We start from the raw sequence: 26351 nt of genomic DNA, 5'->3' as shown, positions 1-26351 counted from the left end.
TATTAACTATAAAATATACTATGACATATTAATATGTATCATATTATTATAGATTTGTTAACTGGAATTACAATATGAAATATATTTAATTTATTATAATTTTTGTAAATTTTTATTTAGATATTTAACATTTTACAATAATATAATTATATGAAATAATATTATAAATTAAATAATTATATAATTATTTAATTTATATTTATTTTATTTATTATAATATTAATAATATTATTTATTTTTTATTATGATATTTTAAATATTTTAAAATGAATTTTTTACATTTTATATATTATTAAAGTAATATTTTTATATTATGAGTTATTGATATATTTAATATTAATATATGTAAATTTATTTATTAAAATGATATTATATTATTATATATATTAGATCAATTGATTTTTCATTGTTTTAATCATTATAGATTTTATAGTATGTAATCTATTTTCAGCTTGTTGAAATATAATTTTATTATATTTTTGAAATACTTCATTAGTGATTTCAATTCCATCATGAAAATTAAATAATTTTGATATTTTGTTACCTATTTGTGTTTTATTATCATGTAAAGCTGGTAAGCAATGTAATACTTGAACATGATTATTTTTTGTCAATTCTAACATTTGGTTATTTACTTGATATGCTTTTAAAGCAAGAATTTTTTCATTTAATACAGAATCAGATTCTCCCATTGATATCCAAACATCTGTATAAATAAAATCGACTTTTTTAACACCTTCTTTAATGTTTTCAGTACATGTAATTTTATTATTTGATTTATATTTATTTAATAATTTTTTATTAGGCCAATATTTTTTAGGTGCAATTAATCTTAATTCAAAATTCATAATATGAGCAGTTTCTAATATAGTATTCCCAATATTGTTAGACGCATCTCCTACATATGCACAAATAATATGATTAATGGGTTTATTAGGTGAATATTCTTGTATTGTCATCAAATCTGCAAGTAATTGTGTAGGATGATATTTTTCTGTTAATCCATTCCATACTGGTATTTGAATATTTTTAGATAATAGTTTTATATTGTTATGATTACATCCTCGATATTGGATACCATCATACATTTTTTCTAATACTTTAGCGGTATCTAAAATTGATTCTTTATATCCTAAATGTATATTTTTAGGACTTAAATAACTAGAATATCCTCCTTGTTCATATATTGCTATTTCAAATGCACATCGTGTTCGTGTTGATTGTTGTTCAAAAATTAAAGCAATTTTTTTTTTTTTTAAATATTGTCTTTCTTTTTTTTTATTCCGTTGTTCTTTTAAAAAAATAGCAAAATCAATTACTTTTTTAATTTCTGTTTGATTTAAATCTGACATTTTTAAAAAACTTTTTTTATATAAACAATTCATATTAATTCCTATTGAAAAATTTTAATAAATTGAACAAAAATTTTAATTATTGATAATAAGTTTATTAATTTTATCAAATATTATGTAAATAAAATAAAGTTTTAAATTTATATAACATATTTAAAATGTATTATTTAATTGTAAAATAAATATAAATCTAAAATTTTTTGTTAATTTAAATTTATTTATTTATATGATGAAAAATGTTTTAAATATAAACTGTATTAATTATATAATGATAAATATGTTCATAATATAATATTTTTAGTTATGCAATGTATAGATATTTAAATAATTAATAATATGTTCATTGAAATAATTTAAAGTAATTTTAAAAAACATTATAATAAATTATTAATTTCATGAATAATATTTTATGATTATTCATAAATATTATATTATATTGTTTATTATATAATATTAATGATTTATATTATCATTGTGAATATTATTAAATTTATAGAATAATTATCATATTATAACTATTAAGAAAGATATAAAAACTATTTTTATAATAAATAATTATTTATTAAATATGTATAATAAAAATATAATTATATATTGCATAATAAAATATTTATATGATGAATTTATAAGAATAGATGAAATGTTAAATAAAAATTATAATCCAAAAGATATTGAAAAAATTATATATAATATTTGGAAGAATTGTAATTACTTTAAACCTAATTATAATTTAAAAAAAAGTAGTTTTTGTATTATTTTACCTCCTCCAAATATTACTGGCAATTTACATATGGGACATGCATTTCAACAGACTATTATGGATATTTTAATTAGATATAATCGTATGAAAGGAAAAAATACATTATGGCAAATAGGAATAGATCATGCTGGAATTGCAACACAAATAATGGTATCAAAAAAAATTCAATTAAAAGAAAATAAGACTTTACATCAAATTAGTCGAGATTATTTTGTTTCACAATGTTGGAAATGGAAAAAAAAATTAAATTATAATATTAATTATCAAATGCAACGATTGGGTAATTCTATTGATTGGAGTAGAGAAAGATTTACTTTAGATAATAAAATATCATATAATGTTCAAAAAATTTTTATTCGTTTATATAAAAATAATTTAATTTATCGTAAAAAAAGATTATCTAATTGGGATATAAAATTAAAAACAGTAATTTCTGATTTAGAAGTAGAAATTAAAAATACATATAATCAAATATGGTACATTAAATATTTGATATTAGAAAAATATCAATTAAGTTATAAATCTAAATATTTAGTTGTTGCAACCACTAGACCTGAAACATTGTTAGGTGATACTGCAATAGCAGTTAATCCTAATGATATACGATATCAATGGTGTATTGGGAAATATGTTAAAGTCCCTTTATTAAATAGATATATTCCTATAATATCTGATAATTATGTTGATATAAATAAAGGAACAGGATGTGTTAAAATTACTCCAGCACATGATTTCAATGATTATGAAGTTTCTTTAAGACATAAATTACCTATGATTAATATTTTTCAAAAAAATGGAAATATTTGTCGTCAACTTGATGTTTATGATACACATGGTAATTTTTCAAATATTTATGATTCATATGTTCCTAATGAATTACGCGATTTGAATAAATATACAGCAAGGAAAAAAATAATTCATTTATTGAAAAAATCGAATTTGTTAGATTATTATCTCTATGATAATGTTAGAGTTTTATTGGGAGATAGAAGTGGTTCTGAAATAGAACCTATGTTAACTAATCAATGGTATTTACGTACTTCTTTATTATCTGAACATGCTATTTTAGCAGTTAAAGAAAAAAAAATAAAGTTTATTCCTAATCAATATAAAAATATGTATTTATCGTGGATGAACAATATTCAAGATTGGTGTATTTCGCGTCAATTATGGTGGGGACATCGTATTCCAGCTTGGTATGATATTCACGGTAATGTATATGTTGAAAAAAATGAAAAAACTGTGCGAAAAAAACATATAATTTTACATAATCAAAAATTGATACAAGATCATGACGTTTTAGATACGTGGTTTTCTTCTAGTTTATGGACATTTCTTGCTTTGGATTGGCCTCAAAAAAAGATGTTGAAAATTTTTCATCCAACTCATGTTCTTGTTAGTGGTTTTGATATTATATTTTTTTGGATTGCAAGAATGATTATGATGACAATGTATTGTCTTCAAGATAATATTGGAATTTTAAAAATTCCGTTTAAACAAGTATATATTACAGGTTTAATACGAGATAATATGGGTCAAAAAATGTCTAAATCAAAAGGAAATGTTTTAGATCCAATAGATATTATCGATGGTATTAGTTTTGATGATTTACTTAAAAAACGTACTGATAATATAATGAAAGATGATTTTTTTCATAAAATTAAAACTGACACTAAAAAAAATTTTCCTAATGGAATTAAAAATTTCGGGGCTGATGCATTACGATTTACTTTTTCTTCTTTATCTTCTATCAATCGAAATATTCAATGGGATATGAATAAATTACAAGGATATAGAAATTTTTGTAATAAACTTTGGAATGCAGGTCGATTTATTTTAAAATATGTACATATTCAAAATATTAATATCAAAAATATTAAAAAAAATTTTTTATTTTTTGATTTATGGATATTTATGGAATTAAATAATACTATAAATATGTATCATAAGTTTTTAAAATTATACAGATTTGATTTAGTTACTTATGAAATATATAATTTTGTCTGGAATAAATTTTGTAATTGGTATTTAGAATTTGTAAAAATAATATTACAACATGGTTCCTTTGTAGACATTCAAAATGTTCAATGGACCTTAGTAAGTATTTTTGAAGTTATTTTAAAATTATTACATCCTATAATACCTTTTATTACAGAAATTATTTGGTTAAAATTAAGAAATATTTTTAGTATTGTAGGTGAAACGATTATGTTACAATCTTTACCTATTTTTAACAAAAAAATTATGAATTTTCAAATTATTTATTTTATGGGTATAATTCAAAAAATTGTTTTATTTATGCGTCAAACTCGTATTAATTTAAAATTAAAATGTAATTATTTTTTGTGTGTTTTTATAAGTAATGCTCATTTTGAATTAAATGATTTTTTATTTAAAAATAAAAGTATTATTAAAAAGATAGGATATATTAAAAATATGAAAATATTATCTTCTATAAATGATATAAAAATAAATGCTATCATAGGTTTAGTAGATAAAATAAAAATTTTTATTATTTTATAAAATCATATTTATTTTTAAACAATAAAATATTTTCATGATAACATTACAATATTTAATATATTTTATACCATATTATCATATTAATAGACATACAAATAATTTGAAATTATTAAATATTATATAAAATAATTATAAAATTATAGTTTCATAGCTGTATATTTTTATATAGGAATTTTTATGTCATTATCATGTAATATATTTTCAAGGAAAATAATAAACAATGATATATTAATTATTCATAAGTCGAGAATTAATTTATCTTTTTATAAATATTGTAATATAGATAATTTAATGACGTTAAAAAATAATTTATATATTGTACTGAATACATTAAATGTTTTTGGAAGAATATATATTTCTCGTGAAGGTATTAATGCACAAATTAGTGTTTTAAAAAAAAAATATTATATATTCAAAAAATCATTAAAGTACTTAAATGTCAATTTTCAAAAAATTCATATGAATGTTAGTTTAGATAATACGCAATCTTTTTGGATGTTAAAAATTAAAATACGTAATAGAATTGTTTCAGATGGTTTAGTAAATTTTCAATATAATAATGATAATACAGGAAAATGTTTAAAATATTTTCAAGTATATAAAATGTTAAATAATTCACGTACCATTTTTGTAGATATGAGAAATATATATGAATATAATATTGGAAGATTAAAAAATGCAATACACATACCTGGACATACATTTCGATTACAATTAAAAAATATGCTAAATACATTAGAAAAGTATAAAAATAATAAAATTGTTTTATATTGCACCGGAGGAATACGTTGTGAAAAAGCAACTGCTTGGATGAAATATCATAATTTTAAACATATTTATCATATTGAAGGAGGCATTATAAATTATATTCGTGAATCAAAAAGAAATTTTCTTCCTATACAGTTTCAAGGTAAATTATTTGTATTTGATTATCGTATGATGGAAAAAGTATCTAATCATAAATTATCTTTATGCCATAAATGTAATAATATTTGTGATAATTATATTAATTGTAGTTATAATCGTTGCCATCGTCTTGTAATACAATGCAAATATTGTTATATCAAATATCATAGTTATTGTTCAACCAGGTGTATGGTAAAATCTTTTTATACTACTGTGAATGTATATAAATAAAATTTTTATTATATATTTAAATTATAAATATGAATTTATTTTTATATTTCATATTTTAAATATACATAAATGTTATAATATATATAATATTTTATGTATTATATAATCAATGTTATGCTATTAGGTAATAAATATAATGATATCAATAAATGATATACATAATAATCATGTATTAATTAATGATGTGATTTCAATATTTGGTTGGATTCGAAGTCGTCGAGATTCAAAATCTGGTTTTTCATTTATTGATGTATATGATGGTTCTTGTTTTAAAACAATCCAAGCCATTGTAAAAAAAAGTATACCCAATTATAAAACAGAAGTATTAAAATTAACTATTGGTTGTTCTATTTGTTTAACAGGTATATTAATATTATCTTTAGGAAAAAAACAAAAATATGAAATTCAAGTTTTAAAAATTAAAGTATTGGGTTGGATTGATAATCCTCATCATTATCCTATTTCTGCAAAAAAACATACTTATGAATATTTGCGAGAAGTTCCTCATTTACGCTCCCGAACCAATTTCATTGGCGTGATTACCAGAATTCGAAATCATATTTTTTACAAATTACATCATTTTTTATATAAAAAAAAATATTTTTGGATTCCTACTCCAATTATTACTAGTTTAAATTCTGAAGGTGCAGGTTCAATGTTTCGAGTATCTACATTGAATTTAAATAATATTCCTGTAAATCATGATGGAACAATAAATTTTAAAAAAGATTTTTTTGGAAAAGAATCATTTTTAACTGTATCTGGTCAATTAACTGCAGAATCTTATGCATGTTCGATGACTAAAGTATATACTTTTGGACCTATTTTTAGAGCTGAACATTCTAATACTACGCGTCATTTAGCAGAATTTTGGATGTTAGAAATAGAAAAAGCTTTTTCTGATTTAGAAAATATTATAATTTTATCTGAGAAAATTATAAAATATGTTATAAAATTTGTTTTAAATGACTGTGAAGATGATATAAAATTTTTATATAATCATATTGATAAAAATATTTTTAATCGATTACAAAAATTTTTGTCTTCTAAAATTATTCATATTAATTATATAGATATTATTAAAATCTTAAAAAAATCACATCAAAATTTTTCTCATACTGTATATATGGGTATGGATTTAATGTCTGAACATGAAAAATATCTTGTTGACCATTATTTTAAATCTCCAATTATTATTAAAAATTATCCTAAAGAAATAAAAGCATTTTATATGAGATTAAATAATGATAATAAAACAGTTGCTGCAATGGATTTATTAGTTCCAGATATTGGAGAAATATTAGGTGGTTCACAAAGAGAAGAAAGACAAATGGTTTTAGAATCTAGATTATCAGAATGTAATTTAAATAAAAAAAAATATTCTTGGTATGTGGATTTACGTCGTTATGGTAGTGTACCTCATTCAGGATTTGGATTAGGTTTTGAAAGATTATTATCATATATTACTGGTGTTAAAAATGTTCGAGATTTAATACCCTTTCCTAGATGTGTGAAAAATGCATTATGTTAAAACATGAATATTATTTATATGAATAATTTTTATATATTAGTGTTTACAATGATTATATTTCATTTATGTAGATATTGATATAATATAAATGAATTGATTTATTTTTATTATTATATTTTATTCTCTATTATGTGATTTGAATATTATAGGCATAATATTTAATAAAATTATTTTTTATTTTTCATATATTTCTCCATTTCTGTTTTTATATTATCTGATTTTGTTCCAAATATTATTTGTATCCCTAGTCCTGAAATAATGATTCCAGATGATCCTAGTTGTTTTATTTTTTCCTGATTAACTTTATTAATATCTTTTACAGTTATTCTTAATCTTGTAATACAAGCATCTAAATTATCTATATTTTGTGTTTTTCCTAATGCTGATATTAATAATGGTGCTATTTGTTTAGAGGAATACATAATTATATGCTTTTGATCTCGACCTGGAGTAGAAAGGTTAAAATATTTTATTGTAGTATAAAAGATTATATAATAAACTATACCATATAAACATCCAATAATAGGAAATAACCATATTTTATTACCTCGACTACTTAATAGTATAAAATCTATTAACCCATGAGAAAAACTAATTCCTGCATGCATATCTAAATAAATACATATTGGAAAAGCTAATCCAGATAAAATAGCATGTATTATATATAATGTTGGTGTTGCTAATAAAAATGAAAATTCAATCGGTTCAGTAATACCGGTTAAAAATGCTGTTAAAGATGCAGATAACATCATGCCGCCAATTTTTGATTTATGATGTTTATTTGCACATTGCCATATAGCGCATGCTGCTCCAGGTAAACCATACATTTTAAATAAAAAACCTCCTGATAATTTTCCTGCTGTACGATCTCCAGCCATATATCTTGCAATATCTCCATGAAAAATTTGTCCTGTAGAATTAATATATTCTCCAATTTGCATTTGAAATGGTACATTCCATATATGATGTAAACCAAATGGTAATAATAAACGTTCTACAAAACCATATATTCCAAAAGCAATCATGGGATTTTGATATGCAGCCCATTGAGAAAAAATTTGTATAATATTATTTACAGGAGGCCATATAAGAGATAATATACAACCAAAAAATATGGCTGATATTCCAGAAATCATAGGAACAAAACGTTTTCCAGAAAAAAAACCTAAATATTCTGGTAATTGAATATTATAAAATTTGTTAAATAAATATGCTGTAATTGCACCTGATAAAATACCACCCAATATTCCTGTATCACAAAAATTTAAATTATTAATTGTTTCGTGATACAAAATTGGTATTATAACAGATGTTGTTTTTATCATAATTTCGTAACAAATCACTGATGCTAATGCAGAAACACCATCATTTTTAGTAAACCCTAGTGCAATTCCAATAGAAAAAATTAATGGTATATTTTGGAATATTGTATTTCCAGATTCAATCATGATATGTGATATTATATTTGGAATTATATTAAAATGTGCTGATCCTATACCTAAAAAAATGCCTGCAATAGGTAATACGGAAATTGGTAGCATTAATGATTTACCAACCTGTTGTAAATTTGCGAATATATTTGTTGACATAAAATAAGTTTCCTGAATATTTTCTTGAAATGTTTTAATATTAATAATAAATTTTATATTTAAATAATAGTATTTTTTATTATATATGGTATATGAAATAATTTATAAAAATTTTTTGTTGTTTCATTTGCAATAGTATGGATATCAATATTTTTTAATTTTGATATATATTTTGCAATAATAAATGTATTAGAAGGTTGATTTATTTTACCTCGTAATGGTACAGGTGTTAAAAAAGGTGAATCAGTTTCTATTAAAATTTTATTGATAGGTACAAATTGAACGATTTTATGTATATCATATGCATTTTTAAATGTTATCAGTCCTGAAAATGAAATATACCAACCTAAATTTAATAATTTTCTAACTGTATCGAGATTACTTGAATATGAATGTACAACACCTGTACACATTTTTAATTCTGTACTAGATAAAATGTTTAAAATATCTTTTTCTGAATTTCTCATGTGTATAATAATTGGTTTATGCATCTGAATACCAATTTTTATATGTTTAACAAATAATTGATGTTGTATAATTTTATTAAAATTTATATGATAATAATCTAGACCAGTTTCTCCTATTGCTATAATACGATGATTATTTAATGTAATATTTTTTAATTTTGATATTTGTTTTTTTTGTTTATAATATAATGGATGAATACCGCAACTATACAATATATTAGGATATTTTTTAAACTTATTGAAATTATTATAATAATCTGTAATAGAAGTAGATACGTTTAAAATTAATTTTACGTGTGAACAATATGCTTTTTTTAATATTTTTCTTATTGTATATTTTTTATTTTTATGTAAAATAATATTTAAATGGCAGTGTGAATCAATTAAATACATATATATTTACTTTTGTGTTATTAATATAAATTTATTATTTATTTAATATAATATTTTCCCACATGAATAACTGATTAATAATTAATAGTTCATAATTAATATTGTTTATATTTATTAATTGATATCTACATTTTATCCAATTTTGTATTATGTTATATAAATTATGATATGAATATTTTATTGATATTTTTTTTACTAAATTTATTTGATCTAAATTTATGGTAAATATAAAAAATTTTTTTTTTATTTTCATGGCATCCAATAATAATAATATAATCCAATTAATTTTTACAATCATATTTTTATCATAAATAAAAGGTAACAATTGTACAAACTTATTATTATTAATTGCATAATGTATTTTAAAATATAAATTATATCTCATTTCATAAAAAGGTGATGTTAAAAAATTGATAGCTAATTCTGGACTATGATAATTTATACGTAACGATGTTAAACAAACATGTTTGTTTTTTTCAATATATTTTTTCATCCAAATATATCCTATTTTTTCTACAGGTTGTGATATTTGGTATAGTACGCATCGACTACGCAATGTTTTATGTAATGTATGGATTTTATTATTACCAATAAAAAACCAAGTATTTTTTGGTGGTTCTTCAATAATTTTTAATAATGCATTAATACCAAAAGATGTAAGAAATTCATATCTTGGTATCCATAAGATTTTGTTTTCGTTCTGTTGTGCTGTTTTTAAAATATTATGTATTGTATCTCTAATAGTTACAATATCTATATTTTTTTTTTTATTTTTAGGATACAATACATAAAAATCAGGATGTTTATATAATGATACTAATGTACATCCTGAACAAATACCACAACTTTTCATATTTTTTTTTTTATTGCATAAAATCCATTGACTAAGAGTCCATATTAATTTAAAAGTATCTTTAATATTATAAGATTCTATTATTATCGAATGGTGTAATTTATTTATATAACAATATTGAATAATTTCTTTATAATACTTTTTTAACCATGGGTTCCATGTTATTTTCATATTTAAGCCATATTTCTATTTTTTTTTTAATATCTTGTTGAACAATATTAATATTTAAATTTGCATTTATTGTAATATTTTTAGAATTTTTTTTGACTAATTGTAAATAACTATTTCGTATTTTATGAAAAAAATCTATATTATTTATTTCTATATTATCTGGTTGTGATCGTATAAATATACGTTGTAAACTAATTTTAGGTATAACATCTAAATATATTGTTAAATCAGGATAAAAATCACCTATCATCATATTTCGTAATGTTTTAATAGTATTTTCTTCAATACCAAAACCTCCGCCTTGATATGCAAAAGTAGACATATCATGTCGATCTGAGATAACCCATATATTTTTTTTTAAATTAGGTTTGATAATATTTTTAATTAATTGTATTCTACAAGCATACATTAATAATAATATTGTTTTTTTATCAATATTTTCATAGTTATGAAAATTTTTTATAATATTTCTTATTTTTTCTGCTATAGGTGTACTTCCAGGTTCTCGTACAATAATGATTTTTTTAATTCCATTTTTTTTAAGTATTTTTTTAACTGTCATGCATGCATATGTTTTTCCAGAACCGTCAAGGCCCTCTAAAACAATAAATTTACTTGTTCTCATATATATTCTTATTATTAAAATATTTATTCATTAATATTTTATTATTATAGTTATCATTGTATATAAAAATATTATTTATAATATGTTTTAATAATATATTATTTATAATTATATAATTTGCAAATTAATTATTTTATATAATTAAATTTTAATCAATAATGATAAAATTTTTTTAAATATATTATATATGTAATATTTAATTTTTATATATTATTTTAAATATAATATTGATATGATAAATTATATTCTTTATATATAATATATTTAAATTTACAAATGATATTTTGTAATATTATTATAAGTTATTTGGTATTCTTTTTATGTTTTAAATATTTTTTTCCTTTATAAAATCCACTTTTTGTTATACAATGTCGAATATGTGTTTCATTACTGATGGGATCTTTAGATAAAAATATAAATTTTAGTTTGTCATGAGATCTTCTCATACCTCTTTTAGATCGAGTAAGTTTACTTTTTTGCACTGCCATAGTATTACCTTATATTTTAAATGATATATTTATTATAATTTATTATAAAATAAAAAAAATATATGTAAATTATTTATTGATAAAATTTATTTATATTATTTTATTTGCAAATATTTTTTAAATCTTTTCCCTAATGGAACATATATACAAGTTTTTTGATGACTTTGAGGATGATAAAAAATAATTTTTGAAGCATGTAAGAGCATATTTTGTATTTGATAATTTGGATTAATTTTAAGATCTAAAAATTTATTTCCATAATCATGGTCAAAAATAATTGGATGACCTATATATGATGCATGTACTCGTATTTGATGTGTACGTCCAGTTTTAGGATATATTGAAACCATAGCATATGAGATAAAGTTTTTTTTTAATATAAAAATAGTTTTTGATTTTTTTCCTTGATTATGAATTTGAACAATTTTTTTTTTATGATATTTATTTTTTATCAGAGGTTGTTGAACAATTTCTTTTTTTTTTGATAAATTGCCATGTATTAATGCTATATATTTTTTTATAATTATTTGATTTCTGAATTGTTCATGTAAATATTTAAGAGCAGATTTTTTTTTTGCTAATATTAATATACCTGATGTATGTCGATCTAACCGATGTACTAATTCTAAATATTTAATATTAGGTTTTAATAATCGTAAACTTTCTATAATTCCAAATTTTAATCCACTGCCTCCATGTACAGCTATTCCAGTCGGTTTATTAATAATTAATAAATATTTATCTTCATATATGATTGAAGATAGTATTTTATTTTTTATTTTTTCATCTAAAGTAATATTTTTTTGATTATATTTTTTTATTAAATAATTAGGAATATATAATATATCTCCTATTTTTAATTTGTAATTAGGTTGAACTTTTTTTTTATTAATTTTAATAATACCTATACGTATAATTTTATATAGTGTATTTTTAGAAATTTTATAAATTTTAGAACGTATAAAATTATCTATACGTTGATTAGCTGTATTATGAAGAATTGTTATTACATGAAATAATGGTATATAATTAATCATATTTTTTAAAATATATTATATATAAAATTTAAATTGTATTTCAAAATATACTCATTATATTATAAAAAATAATACATATAATATTTATATTAATAACGATTTTTTTTAAAACTGTAAAATGAAAAAAATACTAATTAATTTTGTTAAAAAAAATACATTGCGTATTGCAACCATAAAAAAAAATAATATATATGATTTTAAAATAGAAAATAATGAATTTATAACACAAACACTTAATATTTATCAAGGTATAATTATTAAAATTGAATATAGTTTAGAAGCTATATTTGTAAATTATGAAAAAAAAAAAATTGGGTTACTTCCTTTCAAAGAAATTTCTAAATATTATTTTTTTAAAAAAAAAATTAATTTTAATAAAAATAATATTAAATATATTTTTAATAATAAACAAAAAATTGTTGTACAAATTATTAAATCAGAATATAAAAATAAAAAAGCTGTTTTAACTACTTTTATTCAATTAATCGGTTGTTATATCATTTTATTACCTAATAGCGGTAATGCTATTAAAATATCAAAAAAAATTCAAGGTATAGATCGAATAAATTTAAAAAAAAATATTACAAAATTATACATACCAAAAAATATGAGTTTGATAATACGTACTTCAGGTAAAAAAAAATCGATACAGCAATTAAATCAAGATATTATATTTAATGTAAATAAATGGGAAAAAATTAAAAAAAAAATACAATATTCTTTGTATCCTATACTAATTTATCAAGAAAATAATATAATGATTCGTATATTTCGAGATTATTTAAATTATCATGTTAATGAAATTATAATAGATAATATAAATATTTTTAATTTATCATATATTTACATCATTTTATTGAATAAATTATATTTATTAAATAAAATTATATTATATACTTGGAAAATTCCTTTATTTCAATATTATAATGTTGAAAAACAAATATATATATTACTTAAAAGAAAAATTTTATTACCATCTGGAGGATTAATAATAATAGATTTTACAGAATCTGTAACTGCTATAGATGTTAATTCTTATAAATGTTTAAAAACATCCAGTATAGAAGAAACAGCATTATATACTAATTTAGAATCTGTAAATGAAATTGTACGTCAAATACGATTACGTAATATAGGAGGTTTAATTATAATTGATTTTATTAATATGAAAATAATTAATAATATTAAAATCGTTCAAAAAAGAATTAAACAATTAATATTACGAGATGCTGCACGTGTTAAAATAGGAAATATTTCACAATTCGGAATATTAGAATTATCACGTCAAAAACTAAATTTATCTTCTTTTAAAAATCAACAATATGTTTGTTCACAATGTCAAAAATATACTATGAAAAAATTATAAATTTTATTATTAAAAATATAAAATTTATTTATATATCATAATTTAAAAATATTTTTAAATTATTTATTTACTTTTAATATTATATTTTATATTCTATATAACTGGTATAGCAACGAAGTTTTATAAATTTATAATTTATTATTTTCAATAATATATAATTATATTAATTATATACATAAATATTTTACAATGACATATTATATATAATTATTTAACAAAATAAAAATTTATATTATTATTTTGTATATTAGAATATAATACATGAAAATATTTATTATTATTGAATATTGATATCTGGTTTTAAAAACTATGTTTTATTTTTTAAGAAGATAAAATATTATTTAAAATATATATATGTTCATTATTAATATTTTAATATTATTAATACAATAATATTAGATATTTTTTATTTAATTAAATATATCTATATATATAAAACTATACATTATAAAATATCAGTATTTTATTTAATATAATGATTATATTATAAATAATTCATAATATATTATGTATATTTTAAATGATATATTTTTATATATTGATAAAATTGAAAACAATATAATTTAGTATACAATAATTATTTTTTATATACATGAATAATGATAATATTGATTAAATATATTTTCAATATAAAATAATTTAAAATAAATATATTTATTTTTTGTTATTATGATTATACATTATCATCAATTTCGTAAAATGTTTTTATTATTTATAATATATATAAAAATTAATAAAATTATTAATTTCAATATAAAATTATTATTATTATCTATATTATAAAATTATGATAATTTAATATTATATTTAATATAATTGTATTTATTTAATAAATATATATTTAAAATCTGAAATAATTTTATATTTTATTATAATAAAATAATATGTAACCAAAAAATTAATATATTTATATATAATTGTATATTATAACAATTTTAATTCAATATATTACTTAAATATTTTTATACATAGTAATTTATTTATTTTTTGTATGTTGAGATATTTATTATATTTTAATAATAATATTATTTAAATATAAATTTCTATTTTAAAATTATATTGATAATAATTAACAAATACATTAAATTAAAGATACATTCTTACAATCGTAGATGTATTCTGATATATCTATATACATTATTTTCAATTTATATCAGATAAATTTTTTGAAATACAAAAAAAAATATATTTTTATATATATAATTATAAAATATAATTAATATATTGACAATTATTGTATTATTTATAATATAATTTTCTTTCGATGTTAATTAAAAAGTGATTAAAAATATGAACTTGATAAGATCGCTAATTAACATTAGTATTATCACTTTCCTATCCAGAACATTAAGTTTTGTGCGTGATTTTATTGTTGCTTACATCTTTGGAGTATCAATATCAACTGATGCATTTTTCATTGCTTTTAAAATTCCTAATTTATTAAAACGTATTTGTGCAGAGGGTGCATTTTTACAAATTATTATTCCATTGTTAGTAGGATATAAACAAAAAGGTAAACATCATACAACAAAATATTTTTTTTCTTGCGTCTTAGGATTTATGATTGTAACATTATTTTTCATGACTTTAATTGGAATATGTTTATCCGCTGTAATTATATTTTTAACAGCTCCAGGATTTTTAAAACAACCTAAAGAATTTGCATTAGCTGTAGAATTATTAAGGATTACATTTCCTTATGTTTTTTTTGTTTCACTATCTGCTTTAACTACAGCTGTTTTAAATATTTGGGGATACTTTGTTATTCCAGTATTTTCTCCAATTTTATTAAATATTAGCATGATTTTATTTGTTGTTTTTTTAAATAAATTTTTTAGTATGCCTATATTATCATTAGGATGGTCTGTAATTTTTGGAGGTATTTTACAATTTTTGTATCAATTTTTGTTTTTAAGTAAAATTGATATGTTTGTAATGCCAAAAATAAATTTTAAAATATTAAATATTTCCAGTTTAATTACTAAAGTAGGTATGGGAATTATTGGTGTATCAGCAAATCATATTTCATTATTTATTAATGGTATTTTAGCTTCTTTATTTATTTCAGGTTCAGTATCTTGGATGTATTATGCTGATCGTTTAGTAGAATTTCCAGTTGGTATATTAGGAATATCTTTAGGAACAATATTATTATCACTTTTAACAAAAAGTATTGCTGAAAAGAATATGAAAGAATTTTCTCAATTACTTGATTGGGGATTACGTATTACAATAATTATTGGAATACCTAGTACTATTGTAATTTTTATTTTATCACGTCCAATTATTACTGTTTTATTTCAATATGGAAAATTTACCAGATTTGATACATTAATGACAGAACAATCTTTGTTAGGTTATTCTATAGGATTAATAGCATTTATTTTAATTAAAGTTTTATCGCCAGGTTTTTATGCTCGTCAAGATACAAAAACACCAATGATAATTTCTATTATTACTATTATTGTTACTCAAGTGCTCAATACTATTTTATTTTTTGTATCATTAGGACAATTAGGATTATCATTATCGATTAGCTTTTCATCTTGGCTAAATGTTATTTTATTATATTGGTATTTATATAAAAATAAAATTTTTGTTCCTCAATCTGGTTGGTTACGATTATTTGTTAAAGTTATAATAGCATCTTATATTTTGTCTGTTGCTTTATTTTTTATTCTAAATATTATGCCACCTTGGGATACTGGTAGTGTTATATATAAATTATTTAGATTATTTTTATTATTTTTATTTTCTACAATTGTATATTTAATAGCATTATTTATATTGAGATTTCGATGGAATCAATTAAATTTCAAAGTATCTAATTAAAAATTTAATAAATATATTTTATTAAAATATTTATAATACGATTTTAAAATTATGATTATATTAGTGAAATTTTTTAATAAGTTATCACATATTATAAAATACAATTTTTTTATATAAAAGATAAATTTATAGAATATATTATTATAACGGAGGAGGAGAGATTCGAACTCTCGGATGAAATAAATCATCGACGGTTTTCAAGACCGCTGCCTTAATCCACTCAGCCACTCCTCCATAAATAATAAATTTATATATTATTCTTTATGTATAATAATATAATTTTTACATAATGTAAAGATTGAATAAAAATATTTAATATTTTAGAAAATTGTATTGCATTTAATAATAATTTTAAATATAATATAAATATAAAAAATATTTTGTATTTTATAAATTTATTTTTTAACATTAACTTTTTATGTTTAATCGGCGCGTTGACAGATTGGTTATGTGACGGACTGCAAATCCGTATAATCTGGTTCAATTCCAGAACGCGCCTATAAAAAAATTGCCCGGGTGGTGAAATAGGTAAACACAAGGGACTTAAAATCCCTCGGCTTAACAGCTTTGCGGGTTCGATTCCCGCTCCGGGTAAAATATAACAAATTTTAATTTTTTTTTTTTAATATGGATTGATAAACACAAAAATGGTTCATTTGTTTAATTATTGTATAATTATTAAAAGTTTTTAATAATTCTTTATGACATGATATATATGAATGTATTACAATTCTTAATATTCCATTTTTTTTGAGGTACTTAACTGAATTTTGAATAATATGTTTAATTATATTAAAATTATTTTTTTTACCACAATGAGTTGGAGGATTAGAAATAATTAAATCAAATTTATTATTTATATTAGAATATATATTGCTGAATAAGACAGTACCGATAATATTATTATATCGAAGTGTATTTTTACTACATAATAATGCTATATTATTATTATCAACTAATGTTATTTCAGTGTTTACAGCAATTTTTTTTAATATTACCGATAAAATCCCTGACCCTGATCCAATATCTAATACTTGTCCTGTAATATTTTTATGAAATGTTGAAATCAATAATAAACTACCTTTATCTAATCCTCGATAACCAAATACACCTGGTAAAGTTTGAATAATTATATTATTCCATATATATATTTTAAAATGTTTTTGCAATATAAAATTGGATTTTTTAGTAATTATACCATAATAAAGAGAACATTTTTTTTTATAATTTATTTTGTTTAAATGTACAAATGGGTTACAGAGTTTTTTAGTACTGTTAATGCCAATATTATTTTGTCCTATTATAAATATATCACTATATATAGAAACAATAGACAACAAATAATGTAATTGCAATATTGATTCTGACTTATTTTTTTTCCAAAAATATATTAATGTATTAAAACTAATACAATAATTTTTATTAAAAATCATATTATATTTGTTATATTTTAGAAAAGATTTATAAAAATCTAAAAGTAATTTTTTTTTTGTATGTATTATCAAATTTTTTGATTTGAAATATAAATCAATATTATTTTGTATATCATTAAACACCAAAAATCTTTTATTCATAATTTTTTTATGATTTAATATTAGTATATGATTTTTATCATTCAAATATAATTTTTCTCCATATAATATGATTAGTTGATTTATATATACTATAAATATTTTATGATACAATGATATTTAAGATTTCTCATAATCATAAGGTATATAATTTATTTAATTTTAGAATATAAATGATAAAATTTTATTATATAAATTACATAAATTCTAATATATCATGCAATAAAAATCGATATGAAAATATTTTTTAAAAATAAAATTTAGTTACGTATTAATGGAATCAATAATGGATATTCATATAAAAAATATATTATATAGATAAAAAATGTATTGATATATTTTATAAATATCATAATTAATATATTTTAAAAATTTTAAAGAAATATATTTTATTATTTAAAATTTATATATTTAAAATAGTATATATTCGATGGGTATTATTAATAAATATTATTATTTTTATATAAAATAATTTAATAAATCTCTAAATATATTTTACACATAATATAAAATAATTATCATATATACAAATATATAATTTAAAAATATAAATATATTTATTATATCATAATAATATATAATAAACAATTTTGTTTAAATTTTATTGTTTATAACACATAATTTATTATTATAAATATAAATTATATGATTATTTTAAAATGAACCATTCAAAATAAATAGACATTGTATATCTATACTTTATTAAATATTAAAATATCATTATAAAATCTCAAATCATTATATATATAAAAATTTGTATATAAAAGATTAAAAAATTTTATTATATTTATAAAATAGTATATAAATATACGTTTTAAAATTATTTTAAAATATTTAATTATAGAACATTCAATATATAAATATTTTATTAAATATATCAATAATAAATATATAAATTATATAATTTATATATATAAATATAATAATATATAATTAATAATTTATTTATTTAATTTTGATAATATTATTTTATATATTTATATTTTCATATTATTTTATATATAGGAAATACCATGTCTGAAAAAGTTATTATTTTTGACACGTCGTTAAGAGATGGAGAACAAGCATTACAATCTAGTTTAAGTGTAAAAGAAAAATTACAAATTGCATTAGCATTAGAAAGAATGAAAATTGATGTAATTGAAGTTGGGTTTCCAATTTCATCTCCTGGAGATTTTGAATCTGTTCAAACTATTTCTAAACATGTTAAAAATAGTAGAATATGTAGTTTAGCAAGATGTATAGATAAAGATATTGATGTAGCAGCAGAAGCAATGTCAAAACTTGAAAATTTTAGAATTCATATTTTTTTAGGTACATCAGATTTACATATACAATCTAAATTACGAAAAAATTTTGATGACATTATACTGATGGCGATACATTCAATTAAAAGAGCAAAACGTTACACTAATGATATTGAATTTTCTTGTGAAGATGCAGGGAGAACATCAATAGATAATCTTTGTAAAATTGTTGAAATAGCCATATCATACGGAGCAACAACAATAAATATTCCAGATACTGTTGGTTATACAATTCCGAATCAATTTGGTAACATTATTAAATCATTATACCAAAAAGTACCTAATATTGATCAAGCTATTATTTCTGTACATTGCCATGATGATTTAGGTATGGCAGTAGCAAATTCAATTTCTGCAATACTTGCTGGAGCTCGTCAAGTAGAGGGAACAATCAATGGAATAGGTGAACGAGCTGGTAATGCAGCATTAGAAGAAATTATTATGGCTATTCAAGCAAGGCAAGATTTATTAAATGTGTATACCAATATTAATAGTAAAGAAATATATAGAACGAGTAAAATTATTAGTCAATTATGTAACATGCCTATATCAGCAAACAAAGCTATTGTTGGTAGTAATGCATTTTCACACTCTTCAGGTATACACCAAGATGGTGTATTAAAAAATAGAAAAAATTATGAAATTATATCACCTCAAACAATTGGATTAAAAGAAAAAAAATTAAATTTAACTTCAAGATCTGGACGTGCTGCAGTAAAATATCGTATGACCATGATGGGATATAAAGATAATGAATATGATATTAATGAATTATATGTTGCTTTTTTAAAATTAGCTGATAAAAAAGGACAAGTTTTTGATTATGATTTGGAAGCATTAGCATTCATAAATAATAAACAAGAAGATTATGAATATTTTAAGTTAGAATATTTTAATGTTCAATCCAGTTCTACTGGATTATCTACATCTTCAGTAACATTAGCATGTGGTACATCAATTATTACTAAATCAACCACCACTAGTAATGGTCCTATTGATTCTGTGTATCAAGCTTTAAATAAAATTGTAAGTTATTCAATTACATTACAAAAATTTCAATTGTTTGCTAAAGGAAAAGGAAAAGATGCTTTGGGCCAAGTAGATATTTTAGTAAAATATCAATGTCGAAAATTTCATGGAGTAGGTTTAGCAACTGATATTATTGAAGCATCTGTTAAAGCTATGATAAATGTATTTAACAATATTTGGAGATCAAATCAAGTTATGTTACAATTAAAAAGAACATAAATATATTATAAATTTTTATTATTATTTATTTAAATATAAATAATATTAATATTGAAATAATATTTAATTTATTATGAATACCATAAAAAATTTTTATAAACAAACGATTACATAAATATAATTTAAGAATAATTAAAATGAAAAATTCTTTTTGTATTGCAGTACTACCTGGAGATGGAATAGGTCCAGAAATTATGAGACAAGGATATAAAATTTTAAATATTTTAAAAAAAAAATATTTTTTAAATATTATTACTAAGGAGTATGATATTGGTGGAATTGCAATTGATAAATATGGGTGTCCATTGCCTCAAAAAACATTATTAGGATGTCAACAATCTGATGCTATTCTTTTAGGTTCAGTAGGAGGGCCAAAGTGGCAAACATTACCTGATAATCAACAGCCTGAAAAAGGAGGTTTATTACCTTTACGAAAACATTTTAATTTATTTGCTAATATTCGTCCATCAATATTATATCCTGAATTAAAACAATTATCACCATTAAAAACTAAAATAGTTGATTCAGGATTTGATATATTATGTATACGAGAATTAACAGGAGGTATTTATTTTGGTAATTCAGATCGCAAAACTAATTTAGAATTAAAAGAATTCGCTTTTGATACTGAGTTATATTATGCCTTTGAAATTGAAAGAATAGCTAAATTTGCTTTTAACATCGCCCAACAAAGAAACAAAAAAATTGTTTCTATTGATAAAGCAAATGTTTTACAAAGTTCAAAATTATGGCGAGAAATAGTAGAAAGTATATCAATTCAATATCCTGATGTTCAATTGTCTCATTTATATATTGATAATGCGATTATGCAAATTATTCAAAATCCAGTAGCATTTGATGTTATTTTGTGTTCGAATTTGTTTGGTGATATTATATCTGATGAATGTGCTGCACTTTCCGGTTCTATTGGTATGTTAGCATCAGCTAGTTTAAACATAAATAATTTTGGTTTATATGAACCTGCAGGAGGATCAGCTCCAGATATTCAAAATAAAAATATAGCTAATCCTATTGCTCAAATTTTATCTATTGCTCTGTTATTACGTTACAGTATGAAGTTAAATGTATTATCGAATTTAATTTATTCGTGTGTTAAAACTGCTTTACAGAAAGGATACAGAACTTTTGATATTGCTGATTGTAGTAAAGATTATATTAGTACTGATCACATGGGAGATATAATTGCTCAACTAATCAGTAAAGAGGCATAATATGGGAAAAACATTATATGAAAAATTATATGATCATCATATAGTATATCAAAATAGTACAGATATATCTATTTTATATGTAGATTTACATTTAATACACGAAGTAACTTCTCCTCAAGCTTTTCATGCGTTAAAAGTTAAGAATAGACATGTACGATGTCCTCAAAAAACGTTTGCGACCATGGATCATAATGTTTCTACAAAAACAAAAAATTTTGATGCTTTAAATCCTATGTCAAAAATTCAAATGGAAACATTAATTGATAATTGTCATGCATTTAATATTTCATTATATGATATACATCATGAAAAACAAGGTATTGTACATGTTATAGGACCTGAACAAGGTATGACACTACCAGGAATGGTAATTGTTTGTGGTGACTCGCATACTTCAACACACGGTGCTTTTGGTGCTTTAGCATTTGGAATTGGAACATCAGAAGTCGAACATGTCTTAGCTACACAAACTATTAAACAAAAACGTTTTAAAAATATGAATATTATTATTAATGGTACTCTTAAAAAGGGTATTAGTTCTAAAGATATAATATTATATATTATTAATCAAATAGGTGTTTCTGGAGGAACAGGTTGTGTAATAGAATTTACAGGAGAAGTAATATCTGTTTTAAGTATGGAAAGTAGAATGACGTTATGTAATATGGCAATAGAAATGGGAGCAAAATCAGGAATTATCGCACCTGATCAAATAACTTTTAATTATTTAAAAAATAAATCTTTTACTCCTAAAAAACAAAATTGGAATACAGCTTTAAAATATTGGAAAACATTAAAATCAGATAATGATGCCATATATGATCAATCAATTGATATTAATATTGATAATCTGGCTCCACAAGTTACTTGGGGGACTAATCCTAGTCAAGTTATTTCTATTGATCAATGTATTCCATCGGTTGATAAGTTTACTAAATATGACGAACGGCAAACTGCTAAGAAATCATTGTTATATATGGGGTTAAAAGAAGGAATGTTTTTAACTGATATTAAAATAAATAAAGTATTTATTGGATCTTGTACAAATTCTAGAATAGAAGATTTAAGAATTGCTGCAAAAATAGTTCAAAATAGAAAAATACATAGTAATGTTCATGCTATAGTAGTACCAGGTTCACAAGTAGTCAAAAAACAAGCTGAATATGAAGGATTAGATAAAATATTTATTGATTCTGGTTTAGAATGGAGATTACCTGGATGTTCTATGTGTTTAGGAATGAATGATGATCATCTGACTCTTCATGATAGGTGTGCATCAACAAGTAATAGAAATTTTGAAAATCGACAAGGAGTGGGAAGTAGAACACATTTAGTGAGTCCTGCTATGGCTGCAGCAGCAGCAATTTTTGGACGTTTTATTGATGTTAGAGAATTATTATAATGATTATTTTTTAAATAAGGAAATCACAATATTGAAACCATTTACTAATCATACTGGAATTATAGCACCTTTGGATATTTCTAATATAGATACTGATGCTATTATACCAAAACAATTTTTACAAAAAGTGAGTAAAACTGGTTTTAAAAAATATTTATTTTATAATTGGAAATTTATAAATGGCGATATTAAAAAAATTAATCATACATTTATTTTAAATCATCCAAATTATAAAAAATCTAGTATTTTAATTACACGTCATAATTTTGGATGCGGTTCTTCTAGAGAACATGCTGTATGGGCTTTATTGGATTATGGATTTAAAGCGATTATTGCTCCTAGTTTTGCAGATATTTTTTATAGTAATAGTTTTAACAATCATCTGCTTTTGATTACATTATCAGAAAATTATATTAATAATATATTTTATATAATTTATAATAAACCTGGTATACAGGCGACTATTAATTTACAAAATAATCAATTTATTTTATGTAATAAAATATATTCATTTAAGATTAATAATTTTCATCGTTTATGTTTATTAAAAGGTTTAGATAATATTGATTTAACTATGAAATACGAAAAATATATTTTACAATATGAAAAAAATATCCCTAATTTTTTAAAATATAATTGAAATTTTAATTATTTTATACTTTAAAGAAACTACATATAATATTATTATATATGTAGTTTTATAAATTAAAAAAATACATAAGATCATATAAATAATTTATATTCATATTGTTAAGTGTTAAAAAATTTTTTTTTTTCAATTCTATAAGAGTTAATGATATTAAATCTTGGGATTGAGGTTGAATAATATTAATATTTTTATAAAAAAACTTATTTTTTTTTTTAGAAAAAATTAAATTATATTTGTAAAAGTACCATTCTTTTTTTAAAAACTGTATTTTTTTTTTATAATTATCTATATTTATAAATAACTCTTTTTCTTTTTTGCTCCAAAAATGAAAATTATTTTTTTTATATTTTTCCCAATATATATATTTTTTTTTATCAATAATATAAAAAATAATATTTTGATATTTTTTTTTTCTCCATATTTGTTGAGCTAATACTAAAAATGTAGATATTCCAATTAGTGGAATGTTATAAGGTAATGACAAACCTTGTACTATATTTGCTACAATTCTTATTTTATTAAAATGACCTGGACCAGTAGAAAATGCAATTACATTTAAATTATTGATTTTTATATTATTTTTTGTTAAAAATTTTTTTAATATTATCAAAATATTTTTTTCATATTTTCGATTACATGTTTGTATTTCACTAATAATTTTTTTTTTATATAATATTGAAATTGAAAATTGATAAAAAGATGCATCAATACATAATATATTTTTAAACATATTTGATATGTAAATATAAAATTTAAAATTATAATAAAATTATTACATATTATATTTATTTTATAAAAATATTATAACATAAAATATTTTATGTATTTTGTACCAATACATACCAAATTTATTTGATATACTTTCGATATAATAATATAAAAATTTCATAACGAATACTAATATTATTATAATTTTATAAAATGATTCATTATCTAAAATGAATAATATAAATAAAAAAGTATCTTTAATTTCATATATTGTTTTTATAATAAATAATTATCTTGGAAATATCAATTGATATTTATTCAATAAAGAATTATTTTTAATAATAATTTTAGATATTTCATATCAGAATTATAATATTTTATAGTAAAAATCAATAATATATTTAATCATTTTATACATGTCAGTGAAAGAAAAAAATTATTAATTACAATGATATAAATGTTTTAGATATTAATATTTATAATAAATTAATAACATTAAATTTTTTATTATAATAATAAAATGTGTTTGATGAAAAAATTAATATTTTATGATGTTAATTGTATTTTATTTATCATACTTGAAAGTATATAATATTTTTTATTGTATATCGAATGATATTTTCACATATTTAAAATTCATTATTATATATTTAATAGTATAATTAAATTTACTATGTAATTTACTATATACTGAAAACATTATATTTTTTCATATTATAATACCTCTTATAGATCATTTGTTTCATGTGAATATTTTATTAATTATATTTATTCTTATATTTCAGATTATATATGTAATGTCTTAAAAATTAAATATAATATATATAAAACTTTTTAAGTAACATGTTTTAATTAAAAAAAATGATTGTACTTATAATTGTTGAAATTATTAATTCTCAAGTTATTTCAATATTATTTCTTGAAAATATATATATTTTATATTGAATATAATAATGTAAGATAATTTTATAAAATCTTTAAATTTAAAAATACAAGTTTGGTAATTATTAATAGATATTCGATCAGTTTATAATATCAATGTTTTCAAATAAATTTAAATTAATCATCAATAAAATTGAATATAATATTATCATTGTTTAATATAAATAA

18 protein-coding genes and 3 tRNA genes are annotated in these 26351 nt (G+C 20.0%); 11 read left to right on the top strand and 10 right to left on the bottom strand.

The features are described 5' to 3' along the window. Window positions 1-386: 386 nt before the first annotated feature. Complete coding sequence (gene argF / locus D9V79_RS01105; protein WP_158351861.1) at window positions 387-1385, bottom strand: ornithine carbamoyltransferase; 999 nt, start codon at window positions 1383-1385, stop codon at window positions 387-389. Window positions 1386-1992: 607 nt separating this feature from the next. Here argF and D9V79_RS01100 point away from each other — a divergent pair. From D9V79_RS01100 to asnS, 3 genes are all read left to right on the top strand, one after another. After that, window positions 1993-4635 (top strand): valine--tRNA ligase, encoded by a 2643-nt coding sequence (locus D9V79_RS01100; protein WP_187306408.1) that lies wholly within the window; start codon window positions 1993-1995, stop codon window positions 4633-4635. A gap of 177 nt (window positions 4636-4812) precedes the next feature. After that, a complete protein-coding gene (locus D9V79_RS01095; protein ID WP_158351857.1) occupies window positions 4813-5772 on the top strand; it encodes a rhodanese-related sulfurtransferase in 960 nt (319 codons plus the stop codon). A 136-nt stretch (window positions 5773-5908) separates the two neighbouring features. Next, entirely contained in the window at window positions 5909-7303 is a 1395-nt protein-coding gene (asnS, locus tag D9V79_RS01090; RefSeq protein WP_187306407.1) for an asparagine--tRNA ligase, read from the top strand. 167 nt (window positions 7304-7470) lie between these two features. On the opposite strand, the gene ptsG is transcribed toward asnS, so the two are convergent. The 6 genes from ptsG to D9V79_RS01060 all read right to left on the bottom strand — a co-directional run bounded on the left by ptsG (window position 7471) and on the right by D9V79_RS01060 (window position 12926). Continuing rightward, on the bottom strand, window positions 7471-8892 hold the full coding sequence (gene ptsG / locus D9V79_RS01085; protein WP_158351852.1) for a PTS glucose transporter subunit IIBC: 1422 nt from the start codon (window positions 8890-8892) through the stop codon (window positions 7471-7473). A gap of 59 nt (window positions 8893-8951) precedes the next feature. Beyond that, complete coding sequence (locus D9V79_RS01080) at window positions 8952-9752, bottom strand: TatD family hydrolase (protein ID WP_158351850.1); 801 nt, start codon at window positions 9750-9752, stop codon at window positions 8952-8954. A 34-nt stretch (window positions 9753-9786) separates the two neighbouring features. Further along, window positions 9787-10776, bottom strand: a complete 990-nt coding sequence (locus D9V79_RS01075) for a DNA polymerase III subunit delta' C-terminal domain-containing protein (RefSeq protein WP_158351848.1) — start codon at window positions 10774-10776, stop codon at window positions 9787-9789. Beyond that, the gene (gene tmk, locus D9V79_RS01070; RefSeq protein WP_158351846.1) at window positions 10736-11401 is read right to left on the bottom strand and encodes a dTMP kinase; all 666 of its coding nucleotides are present in this window, start codon (window positions 11399-11401) and stop codon (window positions 10736-10738) included. The genes D9V79_RS01075 and tmk overlap by 41 nt, the downstream gene beginning before the upstream one ends. A 302-nt stretch (window positions 11402-11703) precedes the next feature. Then, the gene (rpmF, locus tag D9V79_RS01065; protein ID WP_158351844.1) at window positions 11704-11889 is read right to left on the bottom strand and encodes a 50S ribosomal protein L32; all 186 of its coding nucleotides are present in this window, start codon (window positions 11887-11889) and stop codon (window positions 11704-11706) included. 95 nt (window positions 11890-11984) lie between these two features. Further along, entirely contained in the window at window positions 11985-12926 is a 942-nt protein-coding gene (locus D9V79_RS01060; RefSeq protein WP_158351841.1) for an RluA family pseudouridine synthase, read from the bottom strand. A 118-nt stretch (window positions 12927-13044) separates the two neighbouring features. Here D9V79_RS01060 and D9V79_RS01055 point away from each other — a divergent pair, with 118 nt between their 5' ends. Beyond that, window positions 13045-14292, top strand: a complete 1248-nt coding sequence (locus tag D9V79_RS01055) for an Rne/Rng family ribonuclease (protein WP_158351839.1) — start codon at window positions 13045-13047, stop codon at window positions 14290-14292. A 1290-nt stretch (window positions 14293-15582) separates the two neighbouring features. Next, a complete protein-coding gene (gene murJ, locus D9V79_RS01050) occupies window positions 15583-17124 on the top strand; it encodes a murein biosynthesis integral membrane protein MurJ (protein WP_158351836.1) in 1542 nt (513 codons plus the stop codon). A gap of 147 nt (window positions 17125-17271) precedes the next feature. Here the strand turns inward: murJ and D9V79_RS01045 are convergent. After that, window positions 17272-17358, bottom strand: a tRNA-Ser gene (locus D9V79_RS01045). 194 nt (window positions 17359-17552) lie between these two features. On the opposite strand from D9V79_RS01045, the gene D9V79_RS01040 reads away from it, so the two are divergent. Both D9V79_RS01040 and D9V79_RS01035 read left to right on the top strand, forming a co-directional pair. Then, window positions 17553-17623, top strand: a tRNA-Cys gene (locus tag D9V79_RS01040). A gap of 11 nt (window positions 17624-17634) precedes the next feature. Next, window positions 17635-17718, top strand: a tRNA-Leu gene (locus D9V79_RS01035). Between the two features lie 14 nt (window positions 17719-17732). On the opposite strand, the gene D9V79_RS01030 is transcribed toward D9V79_RS01035, so the two are convergent. Beyond that, a complete protein-coding gene (locus D9V79_RS01030; RefSeq protein ID WP_158351834.1) occupies window positions 17733-18743 on the bottom strand; it encodes a methyltransferase in 1011 nt (336 codons plus the stop codon). Window positions 18744-19708: 965 nt separating this feature from the next. Between D9V79_RS01030 and leuA the strand changes: the two genes are divergently transcribed. From leuA to leuD, 4 genes are all read left to right on the top strand, one after another. Further along, entirely contained in the window at window positions 19709-21250 is a 1542-nt protein-coding gene (gene leuA / locus D9V79_RS01025; RefSeq protein ID WP_158351832.1) for a 2-isopropylmalate synthase, read from the top strand. Window positions 21251-21387: 137 nt separating this feature from the next. Next, window positions 21388-22482, top strand: a complete 1095-nt coding sequence (leuB, locus tag D9V79_RS01020) for a 3-isopropylmalate dehydrogenase (RefSeq protein ID WP_158351830.1) — start codon at window positions 21388-21390, stop codon at window positions 22480-22482. A 1-nt stretch (window position 22483) separates the two neighbouring features. Beyond that, complete coding sequence (leuC, locus tag D9V79_RS01015; protein WP_158351827.1) at window positions 22484-23884, top strand: 3-isopropylmalate dehydratase large subunit; 1401 nt, start codon at window positions 22484-22486, stop codon at window positions 23882-23884. A gap of 31 nt (window positions 23885-23915) precedes the next feature. Next, complete coding sequence (gene leuD, locus D9V79_RS01010; protein ID WP_158352174.1) at window positions 23916-24524, top strand: 3-isopropylmalate dehydratase small subunit; 609 nt, start codon at window positions 23916-23918, stop codon at window positions 24522-24524. Between the two features lie 58 nt (window positions 24525-24582). Here leuD and tsaB read toward each other — a convergent pair whose 3' ends face one another. Continuing rightward, window positions 24583-25263 carry a tRNA (adenosine(37)-N6)-threonylcarbamoyltransferase complex dimerization subunit type 1 TsaB gene (gene tsaB / locus D9V79_RS01005; protein ID WP_158351825.1) on the bottom strand — a complete coding sequence of 227 codons (681 nt, stop codon included), beginning with the start codon at window positions 25261-25263 and terminating at the stop codon, window positions 24583-24585. Window positions 25264-26351 lie beyond the last annotated feature (1088 nt).

The sequence above is a fragment of the Buchnera aphidicola (Stegophylla sp.) genome, from assembly GCF_005080785.1.
Taxonomy (GTDB): Bacteria; Pseudomonadota; Gammaproteobacteria; order Enterobacterales; family Enterobacteriaceae; genus Buchnera_L; species Buchnera_L aphidicola_AQ.
Note: the sequence above shows the minus strand (reverse complement) of the source record. Positions and strands in the feature narration are given on the sequence as shown.